26 protein-coding genes, 1 pseudogene and 1 riboswitch are annotated in these 22,333 nt (G+C 49.6%); of the genes and pseudogenes, 13 read left to right on the forward strand and 14 right to left on the reverse strand.

The window, feature by feature from the left end; translation table 11 throughout:
* Nucleotides 1-472: 472 nt before the first annotated feature.
* The 3 genes from IT084_RS16680 to IT084_RS16690 form a co-directional block, all read right to left on the reverse strand.
* Nucleotides 473-841: a DnaJ family domain-containing protein gene (locus IT084_RS16680; protein WP_195714014.1), complete on the reverse strand. Its 369-nt coding sequence runs from the start codon at nucleotides 839-841 to the stop codon at nucleotides 473-475.
* Nucleotides 842-903: 62 nt separating this feature from the next.
* Nucleotides 904-1,593 carry a YkgJ family cysteine cluster protein gene (locus IT084_RS16685; protein WP_195714015.1) on the reverse strand — a complete coding sequence of 230 codons (690 nt, stop codon included), beginning with the start codon at nucleotides 1,591-1,593 and terminating at the stop codon, nucleotides 904-906.
* Between the two features lie 76 nt (nucleotides 1,594-1,669).
* Complete coding sequence (locus IT084_RS16690) at nucleotides 1,670-2,815, reverse strand: glycosyltransferase family 4 protein (RefSeq protein ID WP_195714016.1); 1,146 nt, start codon at nucleotides 2,813-2,815, stop codon at nucleotides 1,670-1,672.
* A 171-nt stretch (nucleotides 2,816-2,986) separates the two neighbouring features.
* Here IT084_RS16690 and IT084_RS16695 point away from each other — a divergent pair, with 171 nt between their 5' ends.
* From IT084_RS16695 to IT084_RS16725, 7 genes are all read left to right on the forward strand, one after another.
* The gene (locus IT084_RS16695) at nucleotides 2,987-3,193 is read left to right on the forward strand and encodes a DUF1657 domain-containing protein (RefSeq protein ID WP_195714017.1); all 207 of its coding nucleotides are present in this window, start codon (nucleotides 2,987-2,989) and stop codon (nucleotides 3,191-3,193) included.
* A 101-nt stretch (nucleotides 3,194-3,294) separates the two neighbouring features.
* Nucleotides 3,295-3,501: a DUF1657 domain-containing protein gene (locus tag IT084_RS16700; RefSeq protein ID WP_195714018.1), complete on the forward strand. Its 207-nt coding sequence runs from the start codon at nucleotides 3,295-3,297 to the stop codon at nucleotides 3,499-3,501.
* Between the two features lie 50 nt (nucleotides 3,502-3,551).
* The gene (locus IT084_RS16705) at nucleotides 3,552-4,412 is read left to right on the forward strand and encodes a DUF421 domain-containing protein (RefSeq protein WP_195714019.1); all 861 of its coding nucleotides are present in this window, start codon (nucleotides 3,552-3,554) and stop codon (nucleotides 4,410-4,412) included.
* Nucleotides 4,413-4,424: 12 nt separating this feature from the next.
* On the forward strand, nucleotides 4,425-4,904 hold the full coding sequence (spoVAC, locus tag IT084_RS16710; RefSeq protein ID WP_195714020.1) for a stage V sporulation protein AC: 480 nt from the start codon (nucleotides 4,425-4,427) through the stop codon (nucleotides 4,902-4,904).
* A 1-nt stretch (nucleotide 4,905) separates the two neighbouring features.
* On the forward strand, nucleotides 4,906-5,916 hold the full coding sequence (gene spoVAD / locus IT084_RS16715) for a stage V sporulation protein AD (RefSeq protein ID WP_195714021.1): 1,011 nt from the start codon (nucleotides 4,906-4,908) through the stop codon (nucleotides 5,914-5,916).
* Between the two features lie 12 nt (nucleotides 5,917-5,928).
* Entirely contained in the window at nucleotides 5,929-6,282 is a 354-nt protein-coding gene (spoVAE, locus tag IT084_RS16720; protein ID WP_195714022.1) for a stage V sporulation protein AE, read from the forward strand.
* Nucleotides 6,283-6,299: 17 nt separating this feature from the next.
* Nucleotides 6,300-6,767, forward strand: coding sequence for a YhcN/YlaJ family sporulation lipoprotein (locus IT084_RS16725; RefSeq protein ID WP_243277043.1), 468 nt, complete (start codon nucleotides 6,300-6,302; stop codon nucleotides 6,765-6,767).
* 37 nt (nucleotides 6,768-6,804) lie between these two features.
* Here IT084_RS16725 and IT084_RS18335 read toward each other — a convergent pair whose 3' ends face one another.
* From IT084_RS18335 to IT084_RS16750, 5 genes are all read right to left on the reverse strand, one after another.
* Nucleotides 6,805-8,376, reverse strand: a complete 1,572-nt coding sequence (locus IT084_RS18335) for a methyl-accepting chemotaxis protein (protein WP_195714023.1) — start codon at nucleotides 8,374-8,376, stop codon at nucleotides 6,805-6,807.
* A 147-nt stretch (nucleotides 8,377-8,523) separates the two neighbouring features.
* A riboswitch (cyclic di-GMP riboswitch) is annotated at nucleotides 8,524-8,608 on the reverse strand.
* 204 nt (nucleotides 8,609-8,812) lie between these two features.
* Nucleotides 8,813-8,992 carry an H-type small acid-soluble spore protein gene (locus IT084_RS16735; protein ID WP_195714024.1) on the reverse strand — a complete coding sequence of 60 codons (180 nt, stop codon included), beginning with the start codon at nucleotides 8,990-8,992 and terminating at the stop codon, nucleotides 8,813-8,815.
* A gap of 98 nt (nucleotides 8,993-9,090) precedes the next feature.
* On the reverse strand, nucleotides 9,091-10,110 hold the full coding sequence (locus tag IT084_RS16740) for a YafY family protein (RefSeq protein WP_195714025.1): 1,020 nt from the start codon (nucleotides 10,108-10,110) through the stop codon (nucleotides 9,091-9,093).
* Between the two features lie 28 nt (nucleotides 10,111-10,138).
* Complete coding sequence (locus IT084_RS16745) at nucleotides 10,139-11,089, reverse strand: 3'-5' exoribonuclease YhaM family protein (protein ID WP_195714026.1); 951 nt, start codon at nucleotides 11,087-11,089, stop codon at nucleotides 10,139-10,141.
* 143 nt (nucleotides 11,090-11,232) lie between these two features.
* The gene (locus IT084_RS16750) at nucleotides 11,233-11,883 is read right to left on the reverse strand and encodes a poly-gamma-glutamate hydrolase family protein (RefSeq protein ID WP_195714027.1); all 651 of its coding nucleotides are present in this window, start codon (nucleotides 11,881-11,883) and stop codon (nucleotides 11,233-11,235) included.
* A 246-nt stretch (nucleotides 11,884-12,129) separates the two neighbouring features.
* On the opposite strand from IT084_RS16750, the gene IT084_RS16755 reads away from it, so the two are divergent.
* Nucleotides 12,130-13,665 (forward strand): tetratricopeptide repeat protein, encoded by a 1,536-nt coding sequence (locus IT084_RS16755; protein ID WP_195714028.1) that lies wholly within the window; start codon nucleotides 12,130-12,132, stop codon nucleotides 13,663-13,665.
* Between the two features lie 460 nt (nucleotides 13,666-14,125).
* Here IT084_RS16755 and asnS read toward each other — a convergent pair whose 3' ends face one another.
* Complete coding sequence (asnS, locus tag IT084_RS16760) at nucleotides 14,126-15,517, reverse strand: asparagine--tRNA ligase (RefSeq protein WP_195714029.1); 1,392 nt, start codon at nucleotides 15,515-15,517, stop codon at nucleotides 14,126-14,128.
* A gap of 351 nt (nucleotides 15,518-15,868) precedes the next feature.
* On the opposite strand from asnS, the gene IT084_RS16765 reads away from it, so the two are divergent.
* The 4 genes from IT084_RS16765 to IT084_RS16780 all read left to right on the forward strand — a co-directional run bounded on the left by IT084_RS16765 (nucleotide 15,869) and on the right by IT084_RS16780 (nucleotide 17,608).
* Entirely contained in the window at nucleotides 15,869-16,057 is a 189-nt protein-coding gene (locus tag IT084_RS16765) for a rubredoxin (protein WP_195714030.1), read from the forward strand.
* 74 nt (nucleotides 16,058-16,131) lie between these two features.
* Nucleotides 16,132-16,704: a rubrerythrin gene (rbr, locus tag IT084_RS16770; RefSeq protein WP_195714031.1), complete on the forward strand. Its 573-nt coding sequence runs from the start codon at nucleotides 16,132-16,134 to the stop codon at nucleotides 16,702-16,704.
* Nucleotides 16,705-16,941: 237 nt separating this feature from the next.
* Complete coding sequence (locus IT084_RS16775) at nucleotides 16,942-17,217, forward strand: AbrB/MazE/SpoVT family DNA-binding domain-containing protein (RefSeq protein WP_195714032.1); 276 nt, start codon at nucleotides 16,942-16,944, stop codon at nucleotides 17,215-17,217.
* On the forward strand, nucleotides 17,201-17,608 hold the full coding sequence (locus IT084_RS16780) for a type II toxin-antitoxin system VapC family toxin (RefSeq protein ID WP_195714033.1): 408 nt from the start codon (nucleotides 17,201-17,203) through the stop codon (nucleotides 17,606-17,608). The genes IT084_RS16775 and IT084_RS16780 overlap by 17 nt, the downstream gene beginning before the upstream one ends.
* Before the next feature lie 148 nt (nucleotides 17,609-17,756).
* On the opposite strand, the gene IT084_RS16785 is transcribed toward IT084_RS16780, so the two are convergent.
* From IT084_RS16785 to modA, 5 genes are all read right to left on the reverse strand, one after another.
* The gene (locus IT084_RS16785; protein ID WP_195714034.1) at nucleotides 17,757-17,996 is read right to left on the reverse strand and encodes a thioredoxin family protein; all 240 of its coding nucleotides are present in this window, start codon (nucleotides 17,994-17,996) and stop codon (nucleotides 17,757-17,759) included.
* Nucleotides 17,997-18,156: 160 nt separating this feature from the next.
* On the reverse strand, nucleotides 18,157-18,552 hold the full coding sequence (locus tag IT084_RS16790) for a helix-turn-helix transcriptional regulator (protein ID WP_195714035.1): 396 nt from the start codon (nucleotides 18,550-18,552) through the stop codon (nucleotides 18,157-18,159).
* 395 nt (nucleotides 18,553-18,947) lie between these two features.
* The gene (locus IT084_RS16795) at nucleotides 18,948-20,021 is read right to left on the reverse strand and encodes a sulfate/molybdate ABC transporter ATP-binding protein (RefSeq protein WP_195714036.1); all 1,074 of its coding nucleotides are present in this window, start codon (nucleotides 20,019-20,021) and stop codon (nucleotides 18,948-18,950) included.
* A 5-nt stretch (nucleotides 20,022-20,026) separates the two neighbouring features.
* The gene (modB, locus tag IT084_RS16800) at nucleotides 20,027-20,707 is read right to left on the reverse strand and encodes a molybdate ABC transporter permease subunit (RefSeq protein ID WP_195714037.1); all 681 of its coding nucleotides are present in this window, start codon (nucleotides 20,705-20,707) and stop codon (nucleotides 20,027-20,029) included.
* A gap of 14 nt (nucleotides 20,708-20,721) precedes the next feature.
* On the reverse strand, nucleotides 20,722-21,522 hold the full coding sequence (gene modA / locus IT084_RS16805; RefSeq protein ID WP_195714038.1) for a molybdate ABC transporter substrate-binding protein: 801 nt from the start codon (nucleotides 21,520-21,522) through the stop codon (nucleotides 20,722-20,724).
* Nucleotides 21,523-22,149: 627 nt separating this feature from the next.
* On the opposite strand from modA, the pseudogene IT084_RS16810 reads away from it, so the two are divergent.
* A pseudogene (locus IT084_RS16810) lies at nucleotides 22,150-22,333 on the forward strand (sugar ABC transporter substrate-binding protein); the annotation flags it as partial.

Raw genomic sequence — 22,333 nt, forward strand, 5'->3', positions numbered from 1 at the left:
TCCGCCGTCCACCAGGTAGATGCAACAATCACGGTCATCCGTTATCCCGGGTCCCCCCACAATGTAAACACTTTCAAAAACTTGCCCAGGTTTGTTCATTTAAAACAACTCTTTCCTCCACGATTATCATCCGTGTCATGATCATCAAATGTATCTTAATCATAAAGCCTCTCCAACCGGGTATAAATCAATAAACGCGAAAAAAGGGAAAAATAAAAAGCAAGAAACTTAACCACCACCTGCTAAAGCAGGTGGTGGTTAAGTTTTGGCCATTTTGGCGGGCTGGCCCGCACCCCTGAAAGCAATTCACATTTTATGGGTCAACCTGGTAACCGACACGCGCCGGAATATTCAAGGTTCACGGCCTGGCCGCCGCGGAATGGATCTGGGTCGCCGCCCTTTCCGTAACGCCCCTGGTGATCAACGAGGCGGTCAAATTATTACCGGCCCTGAAAAAATAAAGCCGGAAACGCTATTTCTCCAGCTTCCGGTCAATCTTGTCCTTATAAAACCGCAGGGCCGCGCTCATACCCCTTTTTTCCATGAGCAGGTTGAACCTTAACATTTTTTCATTCAATTTTTTTTGCAATGCAGTTTTCTCTTCGTCATGGTAGCAACAATTAACCAGCTTTTTCAGCGTCACAATTTCTCTTTCCAGCTCGAGCTCGGGTGGCAACACCCCGTGGTTTTTCAGAATAATGTATGACGCCCGCAGTTCCTCGGGCACGCCCGAAAGGTCATCCAGTTTCAAGGGTTTTCCCTTGCCGGAAAGGTTTTGCAGCTCGCCTTTCTTGATGGCCTCGCGGATTTTGTTCTCGGCAATCACGGCCACAATATCCATTATTTTCCCCCTTGCCCGGGTAAATTAGTGTGCGACATCGGGGACGGTTCTCAACTGTCGCATTAAGTACTACAAGGAACATAAACCTGCTTCCATACCCCGGGCGGAAGTAATTCTTTTAACAGCACCCGGCTGTAGTGTTTTTTGCCCGTAAAAGCGTTGGGCTTCCAGTCGCCAAGCTTCGGTTTCGGCCGGTATCCTTCGTGAAATACCGGATCGGTCCCCCGCTGCGCGGCCTGGATCAGCCACTGGCGCACCAGTTCATCCTCCCCGTGATTAACCACCCATTCCCTCAACCGGACCGCCCGCCGGGTTGCGGGGCAGCAAATGAATGTCTGGCAAACCAGGGGCCTTGCGGGGTAAATGGTGCAGAGCCGGTTCCGCCGGTCCAGGAAGGCGCAGCGCTCGTCATCATCCCTGCGCAGCGTGATATCCACCACCGGGCCGTCAACCATGATGAACCCGACCCGGTCCAGGGTATGTTGCAACAACCCGTCCCGGATGCGCAGGTGTTTTTTCAAATTCAAAACGTCAATCCAGGTCAGGGGCGCCCTCTCGGCGCAGCAAAGATCACAGCCCGCGCAGGCCCGCACCTTTTTCCGGCCGCGGCTCAAGGGCAGATCTTCCACAGCCCGGTTCATGGCGTCAAGGTAATCCTGGACGGTGGCTCGGGCGTCAGTGACGCATAGATCATAGCCCCACTTGTTTCCAAAACGTCTGGGTGTTACCAGTACTGCTTTCCGCTGCTGCATCTCCATATCCTCCATCATCATTATAGCCCGGTAACTTTATATTTTCCAGCCGCTTTAGATCTGCCACCGCAATCTTTCAACCTTTCAACACCTGGCACCAACGGTAAACATCGAGGATTTTGGAGGCATAGTTAACAGAAGACAACGCCCTGGAGTTGGCCAGGGATTTTTCGGACATTTCCCGCCGCAGGGCTTCGTTGCACAACAGAAGCCTGATTTTGTCCATAAATTCATCCCGGCATAAACCGGTTAAAAAGCCGTCCACTCCGTCCTCAACCATTTCCGAAACACCGTTGGCCCGCACCGCAACCACCGGCAGTCCCGCCGACTTTGCTTCCGGCACCACAAGCCCCTGGGTTTCAGAAATGGAAGCAAAGACAAAAATGTCGGAGTCGCGGTAACATCTCGCCACTTCTTCCCTGGTTAAAAGTCCGGTAAAAATAACTTTATCACCCACACCCAAACTTTCGGCCAGCCTCCGCAATTCCTTTTCCTGGGGACCTTTGCCCACCAGGACCAGCCGGACCCCGGAAAATTCTTCGCTGATCCCGGCGAAGCACTGCAGGACAAAATCGATGTTTTTTTCCGGGCCCAGCCTGGCCACGCACAGCAGTATTTTTTCCCCGGGTTTAATGTTGTATCGCCCGCGCAACCAGCCCGGCGCTTGTTCATTAAATGCTTCAACTTTAATCCCGGTGGGGACCACCCTGAGCGGAGCGCGGACACCGATATGCTCCAGGTAATCCCGCGTCGCGGTCGTTGGAGTTACAATTACGTCGCACCGGTTGCAAAAGTTGGCGCACACTTTTCGAATCAATCCCCTGGCCATGCTCCGGGGAACGGGGAGATAGTGACTGTAATATTCATACAAGGTATGGCAGGTGTAAACCAGGGGCCGGCCCAACTGCCGGGCGCACCTCATTCCCGCCCGGCCCAGTCCGAAAAAGTGGTGCACGTGAACAACATCGGGCTTTATTTGCGCCAAAATTGCCTTCAAATGCCCCGGTAAAGGGAAGGCCAGGAAATAATCCGCGTTGGTGGGCGCGGGCACGGAAAAAAAGCGAAAGGTTCGCCCGTCTTCGTCGCAGTAGCCCGGGTACCTGGGGGCGAAAACATATACTTCGTGCCCCGCGGAGGTCAGCTCTTGTTTTAAAGTTTCAATGGAGTGAACCACGCCGCTGTTGTAAGGCAAATAGCTGTCGGTAAACATGGCTATTTTCAAACTAATTTCCAACCCCATCGTTTTAAAGTGTATAACGGAACCGGCGGTTCCCGGCGGGTAAAACTCCGGGGTCCCGTTTCAATTACCAGTATTACCCTGCAATAAAATTTTTACTTCACGGGGACATATAACATTGTAAAAATAAAAACATTATCTTGGGAGGAATGACCAGTGACTGTAGGAACCCAGGTAAAACAAACGCTCGCGGCTCTAAAAAGCGCCCAGGCCAGTTTGGAAACCTTCGCCATGGAAACCCAGAACCAAAACGCCAAACAACTGTATACCAACGCCGCTCAGCAAACCAAGACCATTATTGACAGCCTGGAACCTAGGATTACCGATATCGAAAACGAGGAACCCCAGTACAAAGGATTTTAACCCTTCGGGCATAAAAACCGGATCAACAGGTCCGGTTTTTTGCTGGAATATATTTTGGCTTTGGTATAAAAAATATATTCAGGTAAGGCAGGTGAAACCGTATGACCGTTGGCGGCCAGGTTAAGCAAACCATCGCCGGCCTCAAAGGCGCCAGGGTCACCCTGGAACAGATCGCTTCCATGGAGAAAAACCCGGAGGCGAAGGAAACACTTGAACGCAACACCGGGCGCATTGACGCTGTTATCAATAATCTGGAAAAAAGACTGGGTGTTTTGGAGTTTGAGGAACCTCAATATAAAGGCTTTTAGTGGAAGACTGCCACGACCACAAGATTAATCCATGATAGGGGTAATTCACAATGCCTGAATGGTTGAACATTTTGCTTCGCTCCGCGGGAATGTTCATTGTTACCTTGTTCCTGGTCCGCTTAATCGGAAAAAGGCAAACCTCCCGGTTGACCTTTTTCGACCTGGTTACCGCGATTGCCACCGGCGCCATCGCCGCCGCCATTTCCTTGAACCTGGTGGGAAACCCGGCCCACGGGCTGATTGCCCTGGCGGTTTGGACCGTGTTCCCCGCGCTGATTTACATTCTGGCAATGAAATACAAGGCGGTCAGGGATATCGTTCAGGGCAGGGAAACGGTTTTAATCAACCACGGAAAAGTGCTGGAAGACAAGTTGATGGAGGCAAGGTACACACCTGAAGATCTGTTAAGCCAGTTGCGCAGGAAAAACGTTTTTAATTTCGCCGATGTGGAATTCGCCGTGCTGGAACCAACCGGGGACCTGAGTGTAATGCTCAAAAAGGACAAGCAACCCCTGACCGCCAAAACCATGGGCATCAACGCGGGGATGGAGAGTGTGCCCCAGACGGTGATGCTGGACGGAGAAATCATCGATGAACATTTAACAGCCATGGGTCTGAACCGGAACTGGCTGTATACGGAACTGGAAAAGGCCGGCGTGGCGCCGGAAAACGTGTTTATTGCCCAGGTGGATTCAGCGGGCCAGCTTTACCTCGACCTGTTTGACGATTCCATCCAGGTTCCCAACCCCAAAACAAAGGACCTGGTCTACGCAACCCTGAAAAAATGCCAGGCGGACTGCGAGCTTTATGCCCTGGGCACGAAGCAGCCGGAGGCCAGGAAGATGTACGGTGAATCATCCGCCATTCTTGCGCAAGCAATCCGGGAACTGGAGCCATTGCTGAAAAGATAGGGGTGAAATGCTTTGTCGGACAAGCAAAAAAAGAAATTGACCCGGGTGCAGCAGGAATACCAGTCCTTCGCCAAGGCCAGAGAACCCCGGCGTCCGGTTTTGACCAATTCAATCAGGGCTTTTGTGGTGGGCGGGGGGATTTGCCTGCTGGGCCAGGGCATTTCGGACTTTTTCCTGTGGAATTTTGATTTTACCGAAAAAACAGTGGGTAACCCCACCGTGGCCATCTTAATTTTGCTTTCGGTAATCCTTACTTCCTTCGGCGTCTACGACCATATCGCCCAGTGGGCCGGAGCGGGCACCGCGGTGCCGGTAACAGGGTTTGCCAACTCCATTGCCTCGGCGGCCATCGAACACAGAAGCGAGGGCTTTGTGTTGGGCGTGGGAGGAAACATGTTCAAACTGGCGGGTTCGGTCATTGTCTACGGCGTTTTTGCCGCTTTTTTGGTCGCTCTGGTCAAAGCAACAGTGGCCGCGCTGGGGGGGTTGTGAAATGCTTCAAGGACATCAAACCTGGGTTTTTCCCGGCAAGCCCGTCATTATCTCCACGGGTACGGTGGCGGGACCCAAGGAGGCGCAAGGGCCTCTGGCCTGTGATATTGACCTGCTGCACGGGGATTTATGGCTCGGGCAGGACAGTTACGAAAAAGCGGAAAAAAAGATGCTGGAAGAGGCCTGCGAAACCGCAATCCGCAAGGCCGGGCTGCAAAAACAAGACATCCAGTTCTTTCTCGCCGGGGACCTGTTGAATCAAATCATTTCCAGCAGCTTTACCGCCAGAACCCTGGCGGTTCCCTACCTGGGGCTGTACGGGGCCTGCTCCAGCTCCATGGAGAGCCTTGCCCTGGGCTCTCTAATCGTGGACAGCAAGTCCGGTAATTATGTGATTTGCGGGGCCGTCAGCCACAATGCCTCGGTGGAAAAGCAATACCGGTACCCCACCGAATATGGTTCCCAGAAACCCCCCACGGCCCAGTGGACGGTGACGGGTGCCGGCGTGGCCCTGCTTGCATCCGAAGGTGAAGGCCCCCGGGTCACTTCGGCCACCATCGGGAGAGTCGTGGACATGGGCTTATCCGATCCCTTCAACATGGGGAGCGCCATGGCTCCCGCCGCGGTGGACACCATCACAGCCCACTTCAGGGACCTGCGCGTTTCCGCCAGTGACTACGACTTAATCGTAACCGGAGACCTGGGCAAAGTGGGACACAGGATTGCCGCCGACCTGTTTAAAAAACACGGCCTGGAAATTCCCGAAGATAAATTCAATGATTGCGGGTTGCTTATTTACAGCGACGACCAGCCCGAGGTGCTGGCGGGCGGCAGCGGGTGCGGGTGCTCCGCCGTGGTCACCTTCGGGCACATCCTGAACAAAATGAAACGGGGCGAACTGCATAAAGTGCTGGTAGTGGCCACCGGCGCGCTGTTATCCCCCCTGTCGTACCAGCAAAAAGAAAGTATTCCCTGCATCGCGCACGCTGTTTCCATTGAATACGGCGCTTAAGGAGTGGTATTGATGGAAATTTATTTCTGGGCTTTTTTGGTCGGCGGGCTTATTTGTGTCACCGGGCAACTGTTGATGGACGTGGCCAAGCTCACCCCGGCGCATACCATGAGTGTTCTTGTGGTGTCAGGCGCCATTCTGGCCGGCCTGGGGCTCTACGAACCCCTGATTGATTTTGCCGGATCCGGCGCCACCGTTCCCATCACCAGCTTCGGCAACGCCCTTGTTCACGGGGCAATGGCCGAAGCGGAAAGAACCGGACTGGTAGGAATTCTTACCGGCATTTTTGAAGTAACCAGCGCGGGCATTTCAGCCGCGATCATTTTCGGCTTTCTGGCCGCATTACTGGTCAAGTCAAAAGGATAAACGAAGGGTGGATAATAATGAAAACCGGCTCCAAGGTTATTATTTTTTCCTTGTTAACCTTATTGCTGGTGACGGCAATGGCAGCGGGTTGCGCGAACCCGGGCAAGCCGCAAAAAAAGCCGCAGCAGCAAGCCGGCCAGGAGGAACAGCTTATCCAAATCAATCCCGGGCTGGCGGAAAAAGTGAAGGAAAAGGCCAAAACCGTTCCGGGCGTGGATGAAAGCGTTGCCGTAGTTATCGACAAGGATATCTCCGCCGCAGTAAAAGTAAGCGGTTTTGACAGGCTGCGACTAAAGTCAATCAGAGAGGAAGTGCACGGTAAAATCATGGAATTAGCCCCGGGGTACGAGGTTCATGTGACCTCGGACAAAAAACTTTTCTCCGAACTGCAAAAAATAGAAACACAGATCAACCGGAAGCACTATGTGTCACCTTCCGGGATTAAAAGCAGGGTTGACAAAATTAATAATGATATGAATGGATAAAAATAACCGGGCGAGGCTATGTCCCGGTTATTATAGTTCAGTTGACTTTAAACCTGGTTATGGTTTTTTGCAATTCATCGGCTATATTGGCCAGTTCCTGGGCGGCGCCGGATACCTGCTGGACGGTGGAAGCAATCTGTTGATTGGCGGCGCTGAGCTGTTGGATGCCTTCGTTGGACTGCCTGGCTCCCTCCGCAATATCACGAATTATGGCCATGTTCTTTTCCACCGCCTGAATAATCTGTTCCAGGGCGGTTCCGGCATTACCGGCTATTTGAACTCCTTCACGCACTTCCCCGGCCCCGTGTTCCATGGCGTCAATCGCTTCCCCCACACCAACCTGTATCTCCTTGATCAAACCGGTAATTTCACGGGCGGCGCCGGCCGACTGCTCGGCCAGCTTGCGCACTTCCTCCGCCACAACCGCAAATCCACGGCCGTGCTCCCCTGCCCGCGCAGCCTCGATGGCGGCATTGAGAGCCAGCAGGTTGGTCTGGTCCGCTATATTGGTAATGGTGCTGATAATTTCTCCGATCCGATTGGATTGTTCACCAAGCTTGTGTACCGCGGCGGATACGCTTTCAGACGCGGAAGCGATGGAGTGGATCTTCTCTATGGTCTGCTGCACGGCCCGGTTGCCTTCCTGCGCAACCAAACGCACCTGTTCGGATTCCCTGGCGGCCTCTTCCGCGTTTTCAGCCCCCTGTGCCGAAGTGGCCGCTACTTCACTGGTTGTGCCGGCCACTTCTTCAATCGTGGCGCTCACTTGTTCGCTGGATGAAGCCAAATCCTGGCTATGGACGGCAACGGACTCAGCCTGATTTTTCACTTGCAACATCGCATTTTTCAGGTTGATGGTCATGTTTTTCAAGCTTTCAGCCAGTTGACCTATTTCATCATTGCTCTTAACATTTACTTCATGAGTAAAGTCACCTTTTGCCATTAAATCAGAAGTTCTCCGTATTTCCATGACCGGGTTCGATATTCTTCTTGATAACCACGTAGCGATAACCAAACACAGGAGAACAATTAAAAATGAAGTCAAGGCTATACTTGTTAAAACTTTGGTTCTCAAAGCAAGTATATCGGCCGCGTTAAAGTCGATGGCCAGTATGCCCACAACCTCTCCCACACTGTTTTTTATAGGCGCATAGGCGGTTTTAAAAGTACCGTACTGATCGGTGTAAAAACCTTCCGTGCTGGAAGGCCGGCCCTCAAATGCTTCCTTCATTCCCGATTGCCAGCTGTATTCTTTGCCGGGCGGGTTTTCAGTGGCTACGACAAAATATACTTTGTCATTCCGGGTTACCAGTGTATAAGCGTAAGGAACGTTAAGTTGATTTTTTATTTGCTCGCAATAGTCCCGTATTTCCCTGTATTCTTTGGTTTGCATATCTTTTTCGGTTTTCAACAGGCTGTGCTTGTCTCCGTCTATATGCATAGACGCCATTACGGCAGTTCCAATGATGTTTTTACTAAAGTTTTCTTCTATTTGTTTGTAAGCGGTACGGTAAGAAAAAAATCCGACCGCCGTGGCTGAAATTAATCCGATTAACAAAAACATCAGCGTAAGTTTAAAACTAAAGCCGAACCTAACCCTGCCATTCACTATACCTTCTACCCCCAACCAAATTAAAGTTTAAAAATTTTATGCCCTTTCTGTTTTATAACGGTTTTGTTCATTTCCCCTCCTTACCATGGACAAAATTAAAGCGGCCGGAGAACAAAAAACAACGGCCGCTTTTTTATACCTTATTTAAGCAGCCTGGCGACCATGGCTATAAAGCTTTAGGCCCATAGCTTTGTGCCCCAACCTTTCGGATGGTTTACCCGGTTTATGAAAAACTTGCCATTATTAGTTCATTTTCGACGGAAGTTTCAGCATTCCTTTTATATTTTAAAAAAATAACCGAAAACCCGGCCGATCTTCCCGCAGGAGTTCAGCCGGGTTTAAACTTTCAGGTTTACTATGTATCCCACAGGTTATAGCAACAACCGCTGCAATCTTTAAGACTTATTATTTATCACTCAACTTTGTTATGATACTAGCTTTCCACCAGCTCGGTTACCGGCACCTCCCTGGCGGCGCCCCTCCCATCCAATGGTTTGACTACGGCAGTGTTGTTATCAGGTTTCAAGCTTTCAATCCAAACGGGGGAACCGGCGTGCAGCACCTCGATGGTATCCGCCGAATTAAGTATTTGCCGCGCTCTTTGCATGTCCATCCATTTCACCGCTCCTTTATAAAACTAATTTTATAACTATTGTTCCCGGATTTGGTGGTTAAGATTAGAGCAGCGGCATGGATATAACTGGAATAAGGTCAGCGTGGACGGTACACATTAAGAATGCTTTCCGCCAGTTTACACATTTCCTCCCTGAGCCAATCCGGTTCCAGCACTTCCACGGCGTCACCCCACTGGACGATCCATGTTTTCATTTCGGCAATGCCGCAGACATTGAACGAAACGATAATTGAGCCGTCGGTAAGCTCTTCCTCCAACACCTGGGAGGGGTGGTAAATTACGCTTCTAATCCGAAACGCCACGTTGTGGTTGAACTTGAGCCTGACCCGGCACACCGCCCCGTCATTGATCACGCCCCAACTCCGGGCCATGTGCTCTTTGAGGTTGAATTCTTCCGGATACTCAAACTTTTGCGATGTATAGGGGAAGGCGTCCTGGATCTGGTCGACCCGGAAAACCCGGATAGCCCGGCGCTCCAGGCAGTAGGCCACCAGGTACCAGTTTTGCCGCTTGCAAATCAGGCCGTAGGGTTCCACCACCCGCTCGGTGACCTGACCGCTATAGGCCACGTAATACCAAATTTTCACCCGGTGGCAGTCTTTCAAGGCCCCAACCAGCTTGGTAAACAACTCGCCCACCCGCCCGGGTTCGGCCAATGCTTCCTCCACGATGTGGATGCGGTTTTGCAGCTTTTCCACCGCCAGTTCCCTGGGGTCATAATGGTATTTAAACAACGTGGAGACAAGGGCGTCCTTCAAATCATTCAAGTGCCCGGCCAGGGCGGACCCCTGCTGCTGCAGCAAGCCCAAAAAAATCGCCGTGGCCTTCTCGGGGCTCAAGCTCGGCAAATAGCCGGCCTCGAAATAATATAAAGTGCACTTGCGACCGTCCACAACCTGTTCTTTCCTAATCAAAGGCAACTTCAGATCGTTTTGAATGGCATCCAGATCCCGCCGGATCTGCCGTTCGGTAACTTCATACTTTTCCGCCAGCTCTTTCAGGGTTACCCCGCCGTACGGCGTCCGCTTGTTGATGTAGTCGATAATCTTATTCAAACGCAGTCCCCGGCCGGCATCTTTTTTCGGTTTTGCAGCCATTGTTGAACCCCCGTTATTGACCAATCAATCAACCGCAGAAAACAAATCTATCCAGGCTCTTTACCCACCCGGTCCAGGAATCTTCCGCGTCCTCCCTGGCGGCAGCCGCTTCGCCGAACATATCCACCTGGGCATCAATCATGTCCAGCTGGTGCAGGATGGCCGCCTCCAGGAACTTGGGCCTTTTGGGCGACTGCCACTCATACCGGCCGTGGTGGCTGACGATCATGTGCAAAAGCTTTAGCCGGAGCACCCGGGGGAACCCGGGTATTTGGGCAATCAAACGATCCACCAGGCCGGCCCCCAGGACAATGTGCCCCAGCAGCCGCCCGGCGTCGGTGATATTGATGTCCGTCCCGGCCCGGTACTCTTCTATTTTTCCGATATCGTGGAGCAGCGCCCCCGTCACCAGCAAGTCCCGGTCGACCCGCGGGTAAACGGCCGCAATTCCCTCCGCCGCCCTGGCCATACTCAAGCTGTGCTGCCACAGCCCGCCCAGGAGGGCGTGATGGTTGCGCCGGGCGGCGGGACAGGCGGCAAACGCGTTAAGCAGATCGGGGTCCCGGGCAACCAGGATCAGCAATTGTTTAAGATGCGGGTTGTTCATGGTACCGGCCATCCTGAGCCATTCCTCCCGCACCTCTTCCCGGGTGATTCCGCTGGAAGGGATAAACCTTTCCGGCACCACCTGCTCATCATCACACCTGGTCAAGGACGTGATCTGCAGTTGGACGGACCCGTTATACTCGGTTACCCGGCCGGTTATTTCCACCACGTCCCCGGCCCGACAACGACCGTAAACTTCTTCCGCCTGCTCCCACACCCGGCCCTCCACCTGGCCGGTTTTGTCCGCCAGGGTGAGCCCCAGGAAATACCCCGAGCCGTCCCGGTAGGGCAGCAGCTTTTTACCGCGTAAAACATATACCCCGCTGATCTCATCCCCGGGTTTGATGCTGTTAAGGTTTGGATTATGCAACATAACATCCTCCGCTTGTCTTTTGACTCCATCGTACCACAAGGCTATGACGGAGTTTTGTCACAACAATAAAAGTTTACGGTTCTTTTATTATAACGTGCAACACCTGGCACGCGTTTTATTTAAAGTGCCGGCAACCGGTAAGCCTAATTTTCACTTTTCTCCATGCATATGGTTATGCCGCTTCTAACGGCCCGGACAAACTCGTCAAAGTAACGGGTTGTACGGTCCCTTTGGGGGAAACCGGGGAACATCAATTTTCGCAGACCCGCGGCAACTTCCAGTTGAACCCCTTTGCCGAGCCGGTTTCGATTGCAAATATTGGCCCTGCTTGTTCCCGGGAACTTGGGGTGTTCGGAAACAGCAAACCCACCGGCGACAAGAACCCGGCGAATATACTCCTTCAACTCGGCGTCCAGGCCCCCCAGGTATATTTTGCCGCTGTCCTCCTTGCAGCCGTGAATGGCCACGGTGCGCGTGGAAGACACAACCATGCTCAACGCTATGGGTTCATCAAAGTTTGTGCTGGTGATGTGCAACTCCCGGTGCGTATTTAAAATCTTGATACCGTAAAAGCTATAAAAACCCCACTCGTCACCGGCAACGGCCCGGGCCAGTTCCGTGGTGCCCGGCTCTATTTTACCCCCGTGGGGCGCAATAATCAGCACGGGCGAGTCTTCATTGGAAAAAAGTATCGTATAATCCCTGCCTAAAACCTCTTGTTGACTGAGTTCTTGAAAAGAGCGATATTTATCGGCCACTTTCCGCAACCCTTTCCATGGTCCCGTTATCAACATTAACTGCGACTTCCACTATACAAATGGTATCCCCCTCCATTTAACCATGTCAATACAGGCCCCTCTCTCCTGGTATTTTAACTGAGAAAAAACAACGGGAAAAAGTTGCTTAATGTATAGGTTAAGATCACAACTATGTTGCAACTTATCAACAGCCGCTGTAAAATATTTTGCAACTGAGCATACAAAACTAAATAGCAAAGCTATCTTTTGCCAATGTAATCACCAACATGGAGGTTCAAATATATGTCAAAACAAGTAATTACGGAATACTCGAACCAGCTGCACCAGCTGCTGGTATCAGTATCCAAACATTTATACATAACCAAGAATGGGTTTATTAAATACCAGGAAAAACCTATGGAGGTTAACATAAACAATTATCATAAATCCAGGAAGGAACACCTGGCATATTACATCTTGCGAGATCACTTCAGCGGTAGCTTTGTACTGCAAATCACCGGCACCAAATCCCTTATATCCCTGCCGGAATTTCTTTATTATGCTTGGAGCAAAGGAACGGAGGAAGAGGAAAAATACCTGTGGGGAATACCCGGCGCCGTATTTGTGCCCAAGCTTATCTCTTCCGCCGGGCTTTTGGCCGGCCTGGACAAGCTGGGTGTGCAAACTTTAAACCCGCCCAGCGGCTTTGCATCGGGCGTAAGGATTATCAGGGATATCGAAGAAAACCTTTATTTTCTTTTGGGCAGGACAGTAAAACATACGATTGAGGATATCAATAATAAAAGGAATATCATTTACGAATACTTGATCAACCCGTCTTATGCTGAAAGCAAGTTTGACAAGTGGCGGCACAACCTGCCTCCGGGACACCCCAGGGAAGTGCCGGGTTACCGAGAATTTATCAGTTTTTTTGAACCCCCGGCACAAGAATACAACCCGCTGATGCGGGTAAACCCGGAAAACTCCGGACAGAAAAAAACAGGCACAAACTCCAAACAAAAGCATGGTAGCAGCAAAAAAAAGGTAATTAAAAACCAAACCTTTTCCCGGGAAAAACTTTACCAGGCACAGGATTTGGTTTACACAGCCTGGGATATACCCGACAGGCAAAAACGGCTGGATTTGGCCCGCAAGGCACTGGAAATATCGCCCTACTGCGCGGACGCCTATATTCTACTGGCAGTAGAAAGCGATTTTCCGGAAGAAGCCCTGGAATTTTATGAGCTGGGGGTTCAGGCCGGCCGCATGGCCCTGGGGGACGTGCTGTTTAAAAAGTATACCGGGCATTTCTGGGGGATTGTTGAAACCAGGCCATATATGACTGCCTTGTTGGGACTGGCCCATTCTCTTTGGAAAACAGGCCGGCGGCAGCAGGCCATCCAGCATTATCAGGAAATGCTCCGTTTGAATCCCGGCGACAATCAAGGGGTCCGCCATATCCTGGCCAGCTGCCTGCTGGCTGAAGGCATGGACAAGGATGCCGAGCAACTGCTGGCGGAATACGACGAAGACGGCAGCTGTTTTATGGCATACAGCCGCGCGCTCCTGTCCTTCCGGAAAACCGGCGCCGGCAGCGCTGCCGACAAGCACCTGCAAGCGGCTTTAATTTCGAATATTCATGTACCTCAATACCTGCTCGGCAAAAGATTTATACCTTACAAACAGCCGGAGTATTACGCCCTGGGCAGCGAAGAAGAGGCCGCCATATATGCCGGCGACGCCAAAGAAGCCTGGAAAAACACCCCGGGGGCGCTGGAATGGCTGGCCGGGCATACTGATAAAAAAATTGTGCGAACGGAGCAGGCCGGGAGGGAATGACTGCCGCTCCGCCCGCAGGTCGAAAGGAGTCCTGCTACCGGCGCATGTCAAACCGGTTGCAGAGTATATGATAAGGAGGTCAAAGGTCTGCCAAGGTAACCTTTAACCACAATTAAAAATGCCACGAGGACTTTCCCCGCTTCCGCGGGCAAATACCTTCATGGCATTAATTTCCAAGTATATACACTTGATGTAGTTGGCGGCATCATTGGCCCCGCATTAAACATGCCACTTGCCGCCAGGCTGTTGATTTCTTAATCTGTATGTAAAACCTTCATGGTTTATAGACATAAGTATAAAGAAAGACTTGCGTTTTCGGGAAACCGCCTTTTCCGGACGACCGGCAATGGTTCTTACCACTGTGCACTATACAGGAATTATAACATACTTTCATAATTTATGCTATAGTAAAATCTTTATGTGGCCTTAGTTTTTTATATCAACCGGTTAAATTCTTCATTTAAAATTCCGCGTTCCCGGGCGTTCTGGGGAAAGAGATCACGTCGCGAATGTTGGTCATGCCCGTCAGGTACATGATCAGCCGCTCGAATCCGAGTCCGAATCCCGCATGCCTGGTCCCTCCGTATTTCCTGATATCCAGGTACCACCAGTAATCATCTTTGTTCAGCCCCAGTTCTTCCATCCTTTTTTCCAGGCGGTCGAGCCTTTCTTCCCTCTGGCTGCCGCCAATGATTTCGCCCACACCCGGGGCCAACAGGTCCATGGCCGCAACCGTCCTCCGGTCGTCGTTCAGGCGCATGTAAAAAGCCTTGATTTCTTTGGGGTAATCCGTCACAAAAACGGGTTTGTTGAACACTTTTTCAGTCAGGTACCGCTCGTGCTCGGTTTGCAGGTCATGCCCCCAGGCCACGGGGTATTCAAACTTTTCGTTTGCCTTTTGCAGGATTTCAATTGCTTCGGTATAGGTGATCCGGCCGAACTCGGACTTGACCACGTTCTCCAGGCGGTCAAACAGCGTCTTGTCGATAAAATTGTTGAAAAAGTTCATTTCCTCGGGGGCATTTTCCATGACATACATAATAAGATACTTCATCATCTCTTCCGCCAGGTCCATGTTGTTCTGCAGATCCGCGAAGGCCATTTCCGGCTCGATCATCCAGAATTCAGCGGCGTGCCTGGGCGTGTTGGAATTTTCCGCCCGGAACGTGGGGCCGAAGGTGTAGACTTTGTTAAAAGCCATGCAATACGTTTCCACTTCCAGCTGCCCGCTTACCGTCAGGTTTGTCTCCCGGCCGAAGAAGTCCTTGGAAAAATCGACTTTCCCCGCTTCGTCCCGGGGAAGCTGATCAAAGTCCAGCGTGGTGACCCGGAACATCTCCCCGGCGCCTTCCGCGTCGCTTCCCGTGATGACCGGCGTATGCACGTAAACAAAACCCCTGTCCTGGAAGAACTTGTGCACGGCGTAAGCCGTAATCGACCTGACCCTGAATACCGCCGAAAAGGTATTGGTCCGGGGGCGCAGGTGGGCGATGGTGCGCAGGAACTCAAAGGAGTGTCTTTTTTTCTGCAAAGGATAATCCGGGGTGGAAGCGCCCTCGATTTCGATGTTTCCGGCTTTAAGCTCAAAAGGTTGTTTTACCCCGGGAGATTCGACCAGTTCCCCTTCCACCTTGATGGCCGAACCGGTGACCAGCTTGGAGATCTCCTTGAAATTGGCCAGGTTCTCGTCAAACACAACCTGCAGGTTGGAAAAAAACGACCCGTCATTAAGCTCAATGAAACCAAACGACTTGGACGACCTGACCGTCCTCACCCAGCCGTTGACCCTGATTTTCTTGTTTAAAAACTTTTCCGTTTGCCTGTATAACTCCCTTACCGTAGTAATTTCCACTGCAACGATCCTCCTGACAAATTACAATTTTACCATTAAATACGACGTTATTATTCCCTTACCTTCGATCTATTAAAGTTCCTTGTCAAAAACAACCTCAACAGGGGGCTCATACGCCTACATTATTATACACGATTGAACCGGCAAACGATCAAAATTGGCTGAAATCACATTTACCGAATGGTTTTTATACGGTCTATCTTTAATAAATTTTTAAGAATTAGTTAATTTGAATGTAAATTAATGCGCTTAAAATTTGGTTAAAAGTAATGGATCAGGGAACCAAGGCATCTCCAAAAATCCAAAACGTAAATGGTGATTTAAAAATATTTCCTGGAAAGGAGTAAGCACATGGAAAAGTGGGTTTGTGAACTCTGCGGGTATGTTTACGATCCGGCAGCAGGGTCGGAAGGAATAGCGCCGGGGACACCGTTCGAGGAACTTCCCGACGACTGGGAGTGCCCGGTGTGTCTGGCGGAAAAAGACCGGTTCGTCCTGGAATACTATGCAGCCCAGTCCCAAAGAAAGTATCCCAAATAACACTGTCAATAATCTGTTTTGGTGGGTATAATTTATCTGTAATGAAAATCAATAATTTGACAGGAGGGTCTACGATGAATTTAAAAGGAAGCCGGACGGAGAAAAATCTATTAACCGCCTTTGCGGGGGAGTCACAGGCAAGGAACCGCTACACCTACTTTGCCGGCGCCGCCAAAAAGGAGGGCTATGAACAAATAGCGGCCATTTTCCTGGAAACGGCGGACCATGAAAAAGAGCACGCCAAGCGCCTGTTTAAGTTCCTGGAGGGTGGTGAACTGGAAGTTACCGCCTCCTTCCCCGCCGGGGTTATCGGCGATACAATGGCCAACTTAAAAGCTTCGGCCGGAGGGGAAAACCACGAGCACACCGCCATGTATCCCGAATTCGCCAAGGTGGCGGAAGAAGAAGGGTTTGCTGAAATTGCCGCGGTATTCCGGGCTATTGCCAGGGCGGAGGAAGGACACGAAAAACGCTTCCTGGCGCTGCTGGAAAACATTGAGCAGGGAAAAGTTTTCCGGAGAGATGAGAAAGTGACGTGGTTTTGCCGCAACTGCGGGTATCTGCACGAAGGCACCAGCGCCCCCGAGAAATGTCCCGCCTGTGCCCACCCGAAAAGTTTTTACGAACTATGGCGCCCGAATTATTGAACAATACCCCACAACCACCTCTACTCAAGCAATGGCTGTCCGGAGAAGCTCCAGCCGCTTCCCCGGGCAGCCATTGTTTTAAGCATCGCCTTGTTCAATATGATGCACGTTATGGTATAGTATATTATATTGCAACCAGCACAAAGCAGCAACTTTGCATCTTGCATGGAATATTTGACACCAACATACCATTAAGATATAATATGCTAAGTAAGATAAGGTAAGAGGGTGTAAGTAATGTATGTCGTCAAAATTTCATCCAGGGGACAGATAGTGATTCCGGCGGAAGCAAGAAACAGCCTTAATCTAAAAGAAGGTGATACACTATCTGTCTATATCGAAGACGAAAAAATTGTATTAAAAAGCAAACCCAAGCAAGCGAAAATTAAGAAAGGAATAGTGGATCAAACTTTCGGTCTGCTATCTGATTTGGATTATGATTTAAAAAACTATGTTAATGAATTACGCAAGGATTCCGGAAGAAGGTTAGATGCCAATGAAAGTGGTCGTTGATACTAATATAGTAATTGATCACTTAAAAGGCTTGCCCGAGGCACGTGAGCAGCTGAAGAATATTGAAAATGGGGTATTTGAAGGTTTAGTCTCCACAATTACAATCATGGAGCTTCTTTCAGCACCAAAAATTTCCGAACAACGTTACGAGACAATCAAAAATCTACTTGAAATATTTGAACATATATCTGTTGATAGAAAAATAGCGGCTACCGCAGGTAAATTCTTATCAATGTATCGGGCTTCACATGGTCTTAACCCAATGGATGCCCTTATCGCAGCAACAGCTTATGTTAACGAAGCAGTATTGTTTACCTTAAATAAAAGACATTTTAGATTTATTGAAGGGCTGGTTAGCATAAATCCATATATGATAAATAATGAACAGTAAATAACTAACAGCCGGGCACTGTCAGTTATCCCGGCTGTTAGTTCACATTCTATACTTGTTATAGTAAAAAAGTTTTCTTCACAGCATTTAGAGCAGCCTGGGCCACAAGGCCAATTATCAAGATCGTTTGATTTTAGATATAATACGTTTACAATTCCTCCTGGATCATTTTTTTAACAGCATCTTTTTTGGGCACTTTGCCCGTTGACTTGATCTTGCCGTTAATGATCAGCCCCGGCGTCATCATTACCCCGGCTTCCACAATCTTGCCCGGATCCTCCACCTTTTCCACGCTGGCGTCGATATTCAATTCCGCCACGGCCTCCAGAACCGTTTTTTCCAGGGCTTTACAGTTCTTGCAGCCGGGTCCCAGAACTTTAATTTCCATGATATTACCCTCCATTAAACTATTTTTTGGCTCATAACAGTTCCCCGGTCAGGCGGGGAACTGGATCCGCTTAAGACACTAAGCCGCAACCAGCCCCAGTATTTAATCCACGATGCTTCCAAACAAGAGGTCGTATTAAAGGGTGCCCTGCCCACGGCCTTCAGGCCTCCTGCTTCCAGGGCACGGCCTCAATTTTTCCTTCTTTGCATAACGATATCTCCCTATCGTTATCCACCTGCTTCAGCCGCAAGTATTCCTCTTTAAACTGGGGCAGGCCGGCTAAATCCGCATGAAAAAAGGCAATCAAACTGTCAAAACATTCATCAAGATAGTCTATTTGCAGACTGTAAAAGGTGCGCTGGGCCTCCTTTTTTTCGGTAACCAGGCCCGCTTCTTTCATGGTCCGCAAATGCTGGGAAATCCTCGGCTGGCTCATGTTCAGCACCGACTCCAGTTCACAGACGTACATGGGCCTGACGGACAGCAGCTTCAGTATTTTCAACCGTGTGGGCTCACCCAGGGCTTTAAATATTTTAACGTATTTATTAATGGTCATTGGCTGATCCTCTCTCTATTAATACTTATTTATATAAACATAGCCTTATTTAAATAATATCTCTATTAATATTTTTTGTCAATATTATGATTGATTTCACTGCAAAAACTGGTACTTGTAGTTGGCGCTCCGGCGGTTTCTTCCGTTCGTTTCGCAATTTTACCTTTATGGCTGGAGCAACTTTTAGTTAACACTTACAACTTACTGCCCAACTACTTCTTCACGCCCTAAGGGGTCATGGCTCTTGGGATATGACGGGCTAGGGACCGCATCCAGTGCTCCACTCACTCCAGAAATCCGCCGGATCGCCTACCACTATGGTGTTTTTGCAGTTAAATCATGATTTAATTTAGTACCCCGGGTAATGGCCTCGATAATGTTGGAAGACAGAGCACTTACTCACCAGTTGTTAAAAATAGACTTTCGGGAGGTAAATGCACAAACCACGGGAACACATGGTTCTTCATGAACATCCATTTTTCTTTGGATACTTCCGCTAGCAGGTGGTAAGTTTGCCGCTCCTCCTGCTGATTATGCAGGCTAAGATACAGAGTAACGGTAGTGGGGGACTCTTCTTTGCTCTTAAGCCAGCAGGGAAAGACGTTAACGCCTTCTTGACGGTCCACAAAAACCACATGATGTGCCCGGATGCCTACGTGACTCAGGTTACCAGGCAAGGCTTGAGCGACCCGCAGCCGGCAGTTCCAATCCACCGCTTCTATAAAGTTCGGGGATACGGCCCGAGCCACTGACAAATTTTTGCAGCCGGTCAACTGGGCCGCGGTATAAGTAGGCGGGTGAAGAAAAATGCTTTCCCGGGAACCCCTGGCGTTAACTTTGCCATTGGCCAAAATTACAAGCTCCGGGCATAACCGGTAAGCCTCTTCCAAGTTATGGGTAACATAAATGGAAAATCCCTGAAAGGAAGAAAGCAATGCAAGGAGCTGGCGTTCCATCTCTCCCCGCAAGTGCTGGTCCAATGCCGAGAGGGGCTCGTCCAGCAGCAGGGCATCGGGTTGCACGACCAGCGCCCTAGCCAGGGCCACCCGCTGTTGCTGCCCCCCGGAAATCTGGTTCGGGTACCTGGACTCCAGGCCCGTTAATTTCACAAAGTCCAGATTTTCCTTAATTCTTCTTTTCCTTTCTTTTATGTCCAGCTTTCTAAGGGGAAACCCTATATTCTGTTCCACCGTCAGGTGCGGAAAAAGAGCGTAGTGTTGAAACAAAAAGCTGATATTTCGTTTTTGACAGGGCAGGTTTATACCGTTATCGGAATCGAATAGAACCCTGTCGTTTAACACTATCCGCCCGCGGGTTGGAGTTGTGAGCCCGGCAATGCAGCGCAAAGTTAAACTTTTACCGGACCCGGAGGCTCCCAAAAGCCCAAGGGTATTTCCCGTTTCCGCTATAAATGAAACGGCCAACTTGAAATCCGCCATTTCTTTTTCAATATCCACAATAAGTTTCATCTAGATTACCTTCCCCCGGGAAAAGTTTTGGAAGGCTGCTGAAATTTCGACCAATAATTGAGGCCCAATATGGCCACCAGGGATATGACCATGATAATGAACACCCAGATGGCGGCCTGCTCCTGGTTGCCGCCCTCCATGGCAAAATAGATGGCTATGGGAATGGTCTGTGTTTTATTGGGAATATTGCCCGCCAGCATCAATGTGGCCCCAAATTCCCCCAGAGCCCGGGAGAAGGCCAGGATTGTCCCGGCAGCAATCCCGGGCCAGGCCAGGGGTATGGTTACCCGCCAGAAAATTTCCCATTCGGAAACCCCCAGGGTGCGCGCGGCATCCAGCAAATCTGTGTCCACCTGCTCAAAGGCTCCCCTCGCCGAACGGTACATGAGGGGAAAAGCTGCTACCGAGCCGGTGATTACCGTGGCCGGCCAGGTGAAAATAACCGTAATCCCGATACTGGAAAGGAAGTGTCCTATGGGGCTTGTCTTGCCGAACACCACCAGCAGTAAAAAGCCCAGCACTGTAGGAGGTAAAACCAGGGGCAGTATGAATATCCCGTCCAGTAGCCATTTCCCCCTCCCCCGGGAAAAGGCCATCCAGCGGGCACAAAATATCCCCAGTACAAAGGCAACAATAGTGGCCAGGGTTGCAGTTTTTAAGGAAATCCAAAGAGGCGTCAAATTCATATATTGTATCCCCTTTAGTTCACAGCCCGTGAAAAGCCATATTTCTCGAAAATTTCCAGGGCTTTGTCGCTGGTCAAGTAGTTTACAAAGGCCTTTGCCGCATCGGTTTGCTTGGTTGCCTTCACAACGGCTGCCGGGTAGACCACCGGGGAGTGAGAATCTGCGGGGGCAGCAGCAACAACCTTGACGTCGTTAAAGAGTTTGGCGTCGGTTAAATAGACTATCCCTGCATCCACATTCTTGGTTTGCACCCAGTTTAAAACCTGGCGAACATCTTTGGCGAAAACCAGCTTGGATTGCAACTTGTCCCACAGGCCCAGGTGGGTTAACACCTCTTTACCATATCTACCGGCCGGAACGCTTTCCGGCTCACCCATACCCACCTGCTTTACTTCACCGGACAAAAGTGCATCAAAACCGTCGATGGTGGAATCTCCGGGGACAACCAGAACTACCGAGTTTTCCAGGACATCAACCCGGGTCTCCGGCAATATGAGACCTTTATCTTGCAATGCGTTCATTTGCTCAGCAGCCGCCGAAATAAAAACATCCACCGGGGCTCCCTGTTCTATTTGCTGTTGTAACGACCCGGAAGAACCCAGATTCAATGTGATGTTTACACCTTGATTTTCATTTTCATACTGGTTTATCACTTCTTTAATGGCATCAGTTAAACTGCCCGCAGCGGAAACGGTCAGAGAAACCGGTTCCTTTTCCCCGGAACCTGGCGCAGCCACTTCTTGACCACACCCGCCCAGTAGGACGGTGGTTAAAATAATGATCATCATCGGAATTAACTTAAAATTTACTTTCATATATGATACCTCCTTTAAAAAAGTTATCGTTATATTTTATTAAGTATAACGACATGGAATATATATTCTGCCTAAAAATACATATTCCTGCTAATTAGTCAATTTTTTTTAAGTTTTTAAAAAGAATACTGAAAGCATTTCTTCTTTATAAATCAACTTTCGCACCTGACAAAGCATTAATGATAAAACACTCCCCCATGGGCACGGTTTTTCATTGTTGGTTGTACCTTAGTGACAAAAATGCAAATTTAGAAAAAATTCATTTCTAGTTTTTAAATATTGATTTTCCATTTTAGGTTGATTATAATACAATTACAATTAAATATTATACAACGATGTATTAAGGCAAAGATGCCCGCGAGCAAAGTTTTGTTTTCATTTGTTCGCGGGTTTTTAATTTATTACCGACAATTATGCCTGATAATTTCGGCGATGAAGCCGGGCAAAAGGTTTGGCTAATATACCTTTTGCCCGGCTTTTTATATTATTTTTATATTATAAATAAGTTATAAGTTTGCTTGAGATAAATCAAAAAAATCAAGGGGGTGGGCATTTACCGGGCGTTTAGTAATAATTAATATTTCAGCTGAACAACCAACAAATAACATTTAGCAGGGAGGGCTTACATTGAAGAAAAAGGGTATTTTGTTACTATCTATGTTACTTATTGCTCTGTTAGTACTCGCCGGGTGTGGCGGAAACCAGGGATCTACGGAAAACGCCAATAAATCTGAAGATCAAGGGAAAACATACACCGCTAAATTGGGCACAGTGGAACCTGTGGATTCCCCCAAAATGAAAGCCATGGAAA

Origin of the sequence: Desulfallas sp. Bu1-1, from assembly GCF_015594625.1 — a bacterium.
Classification (GTDB): domain Bacteria; phylum Bacillota; class Desulfotomaculia; order Desulfotomaculales; family Desulfallaceae; genus JADNRQ01.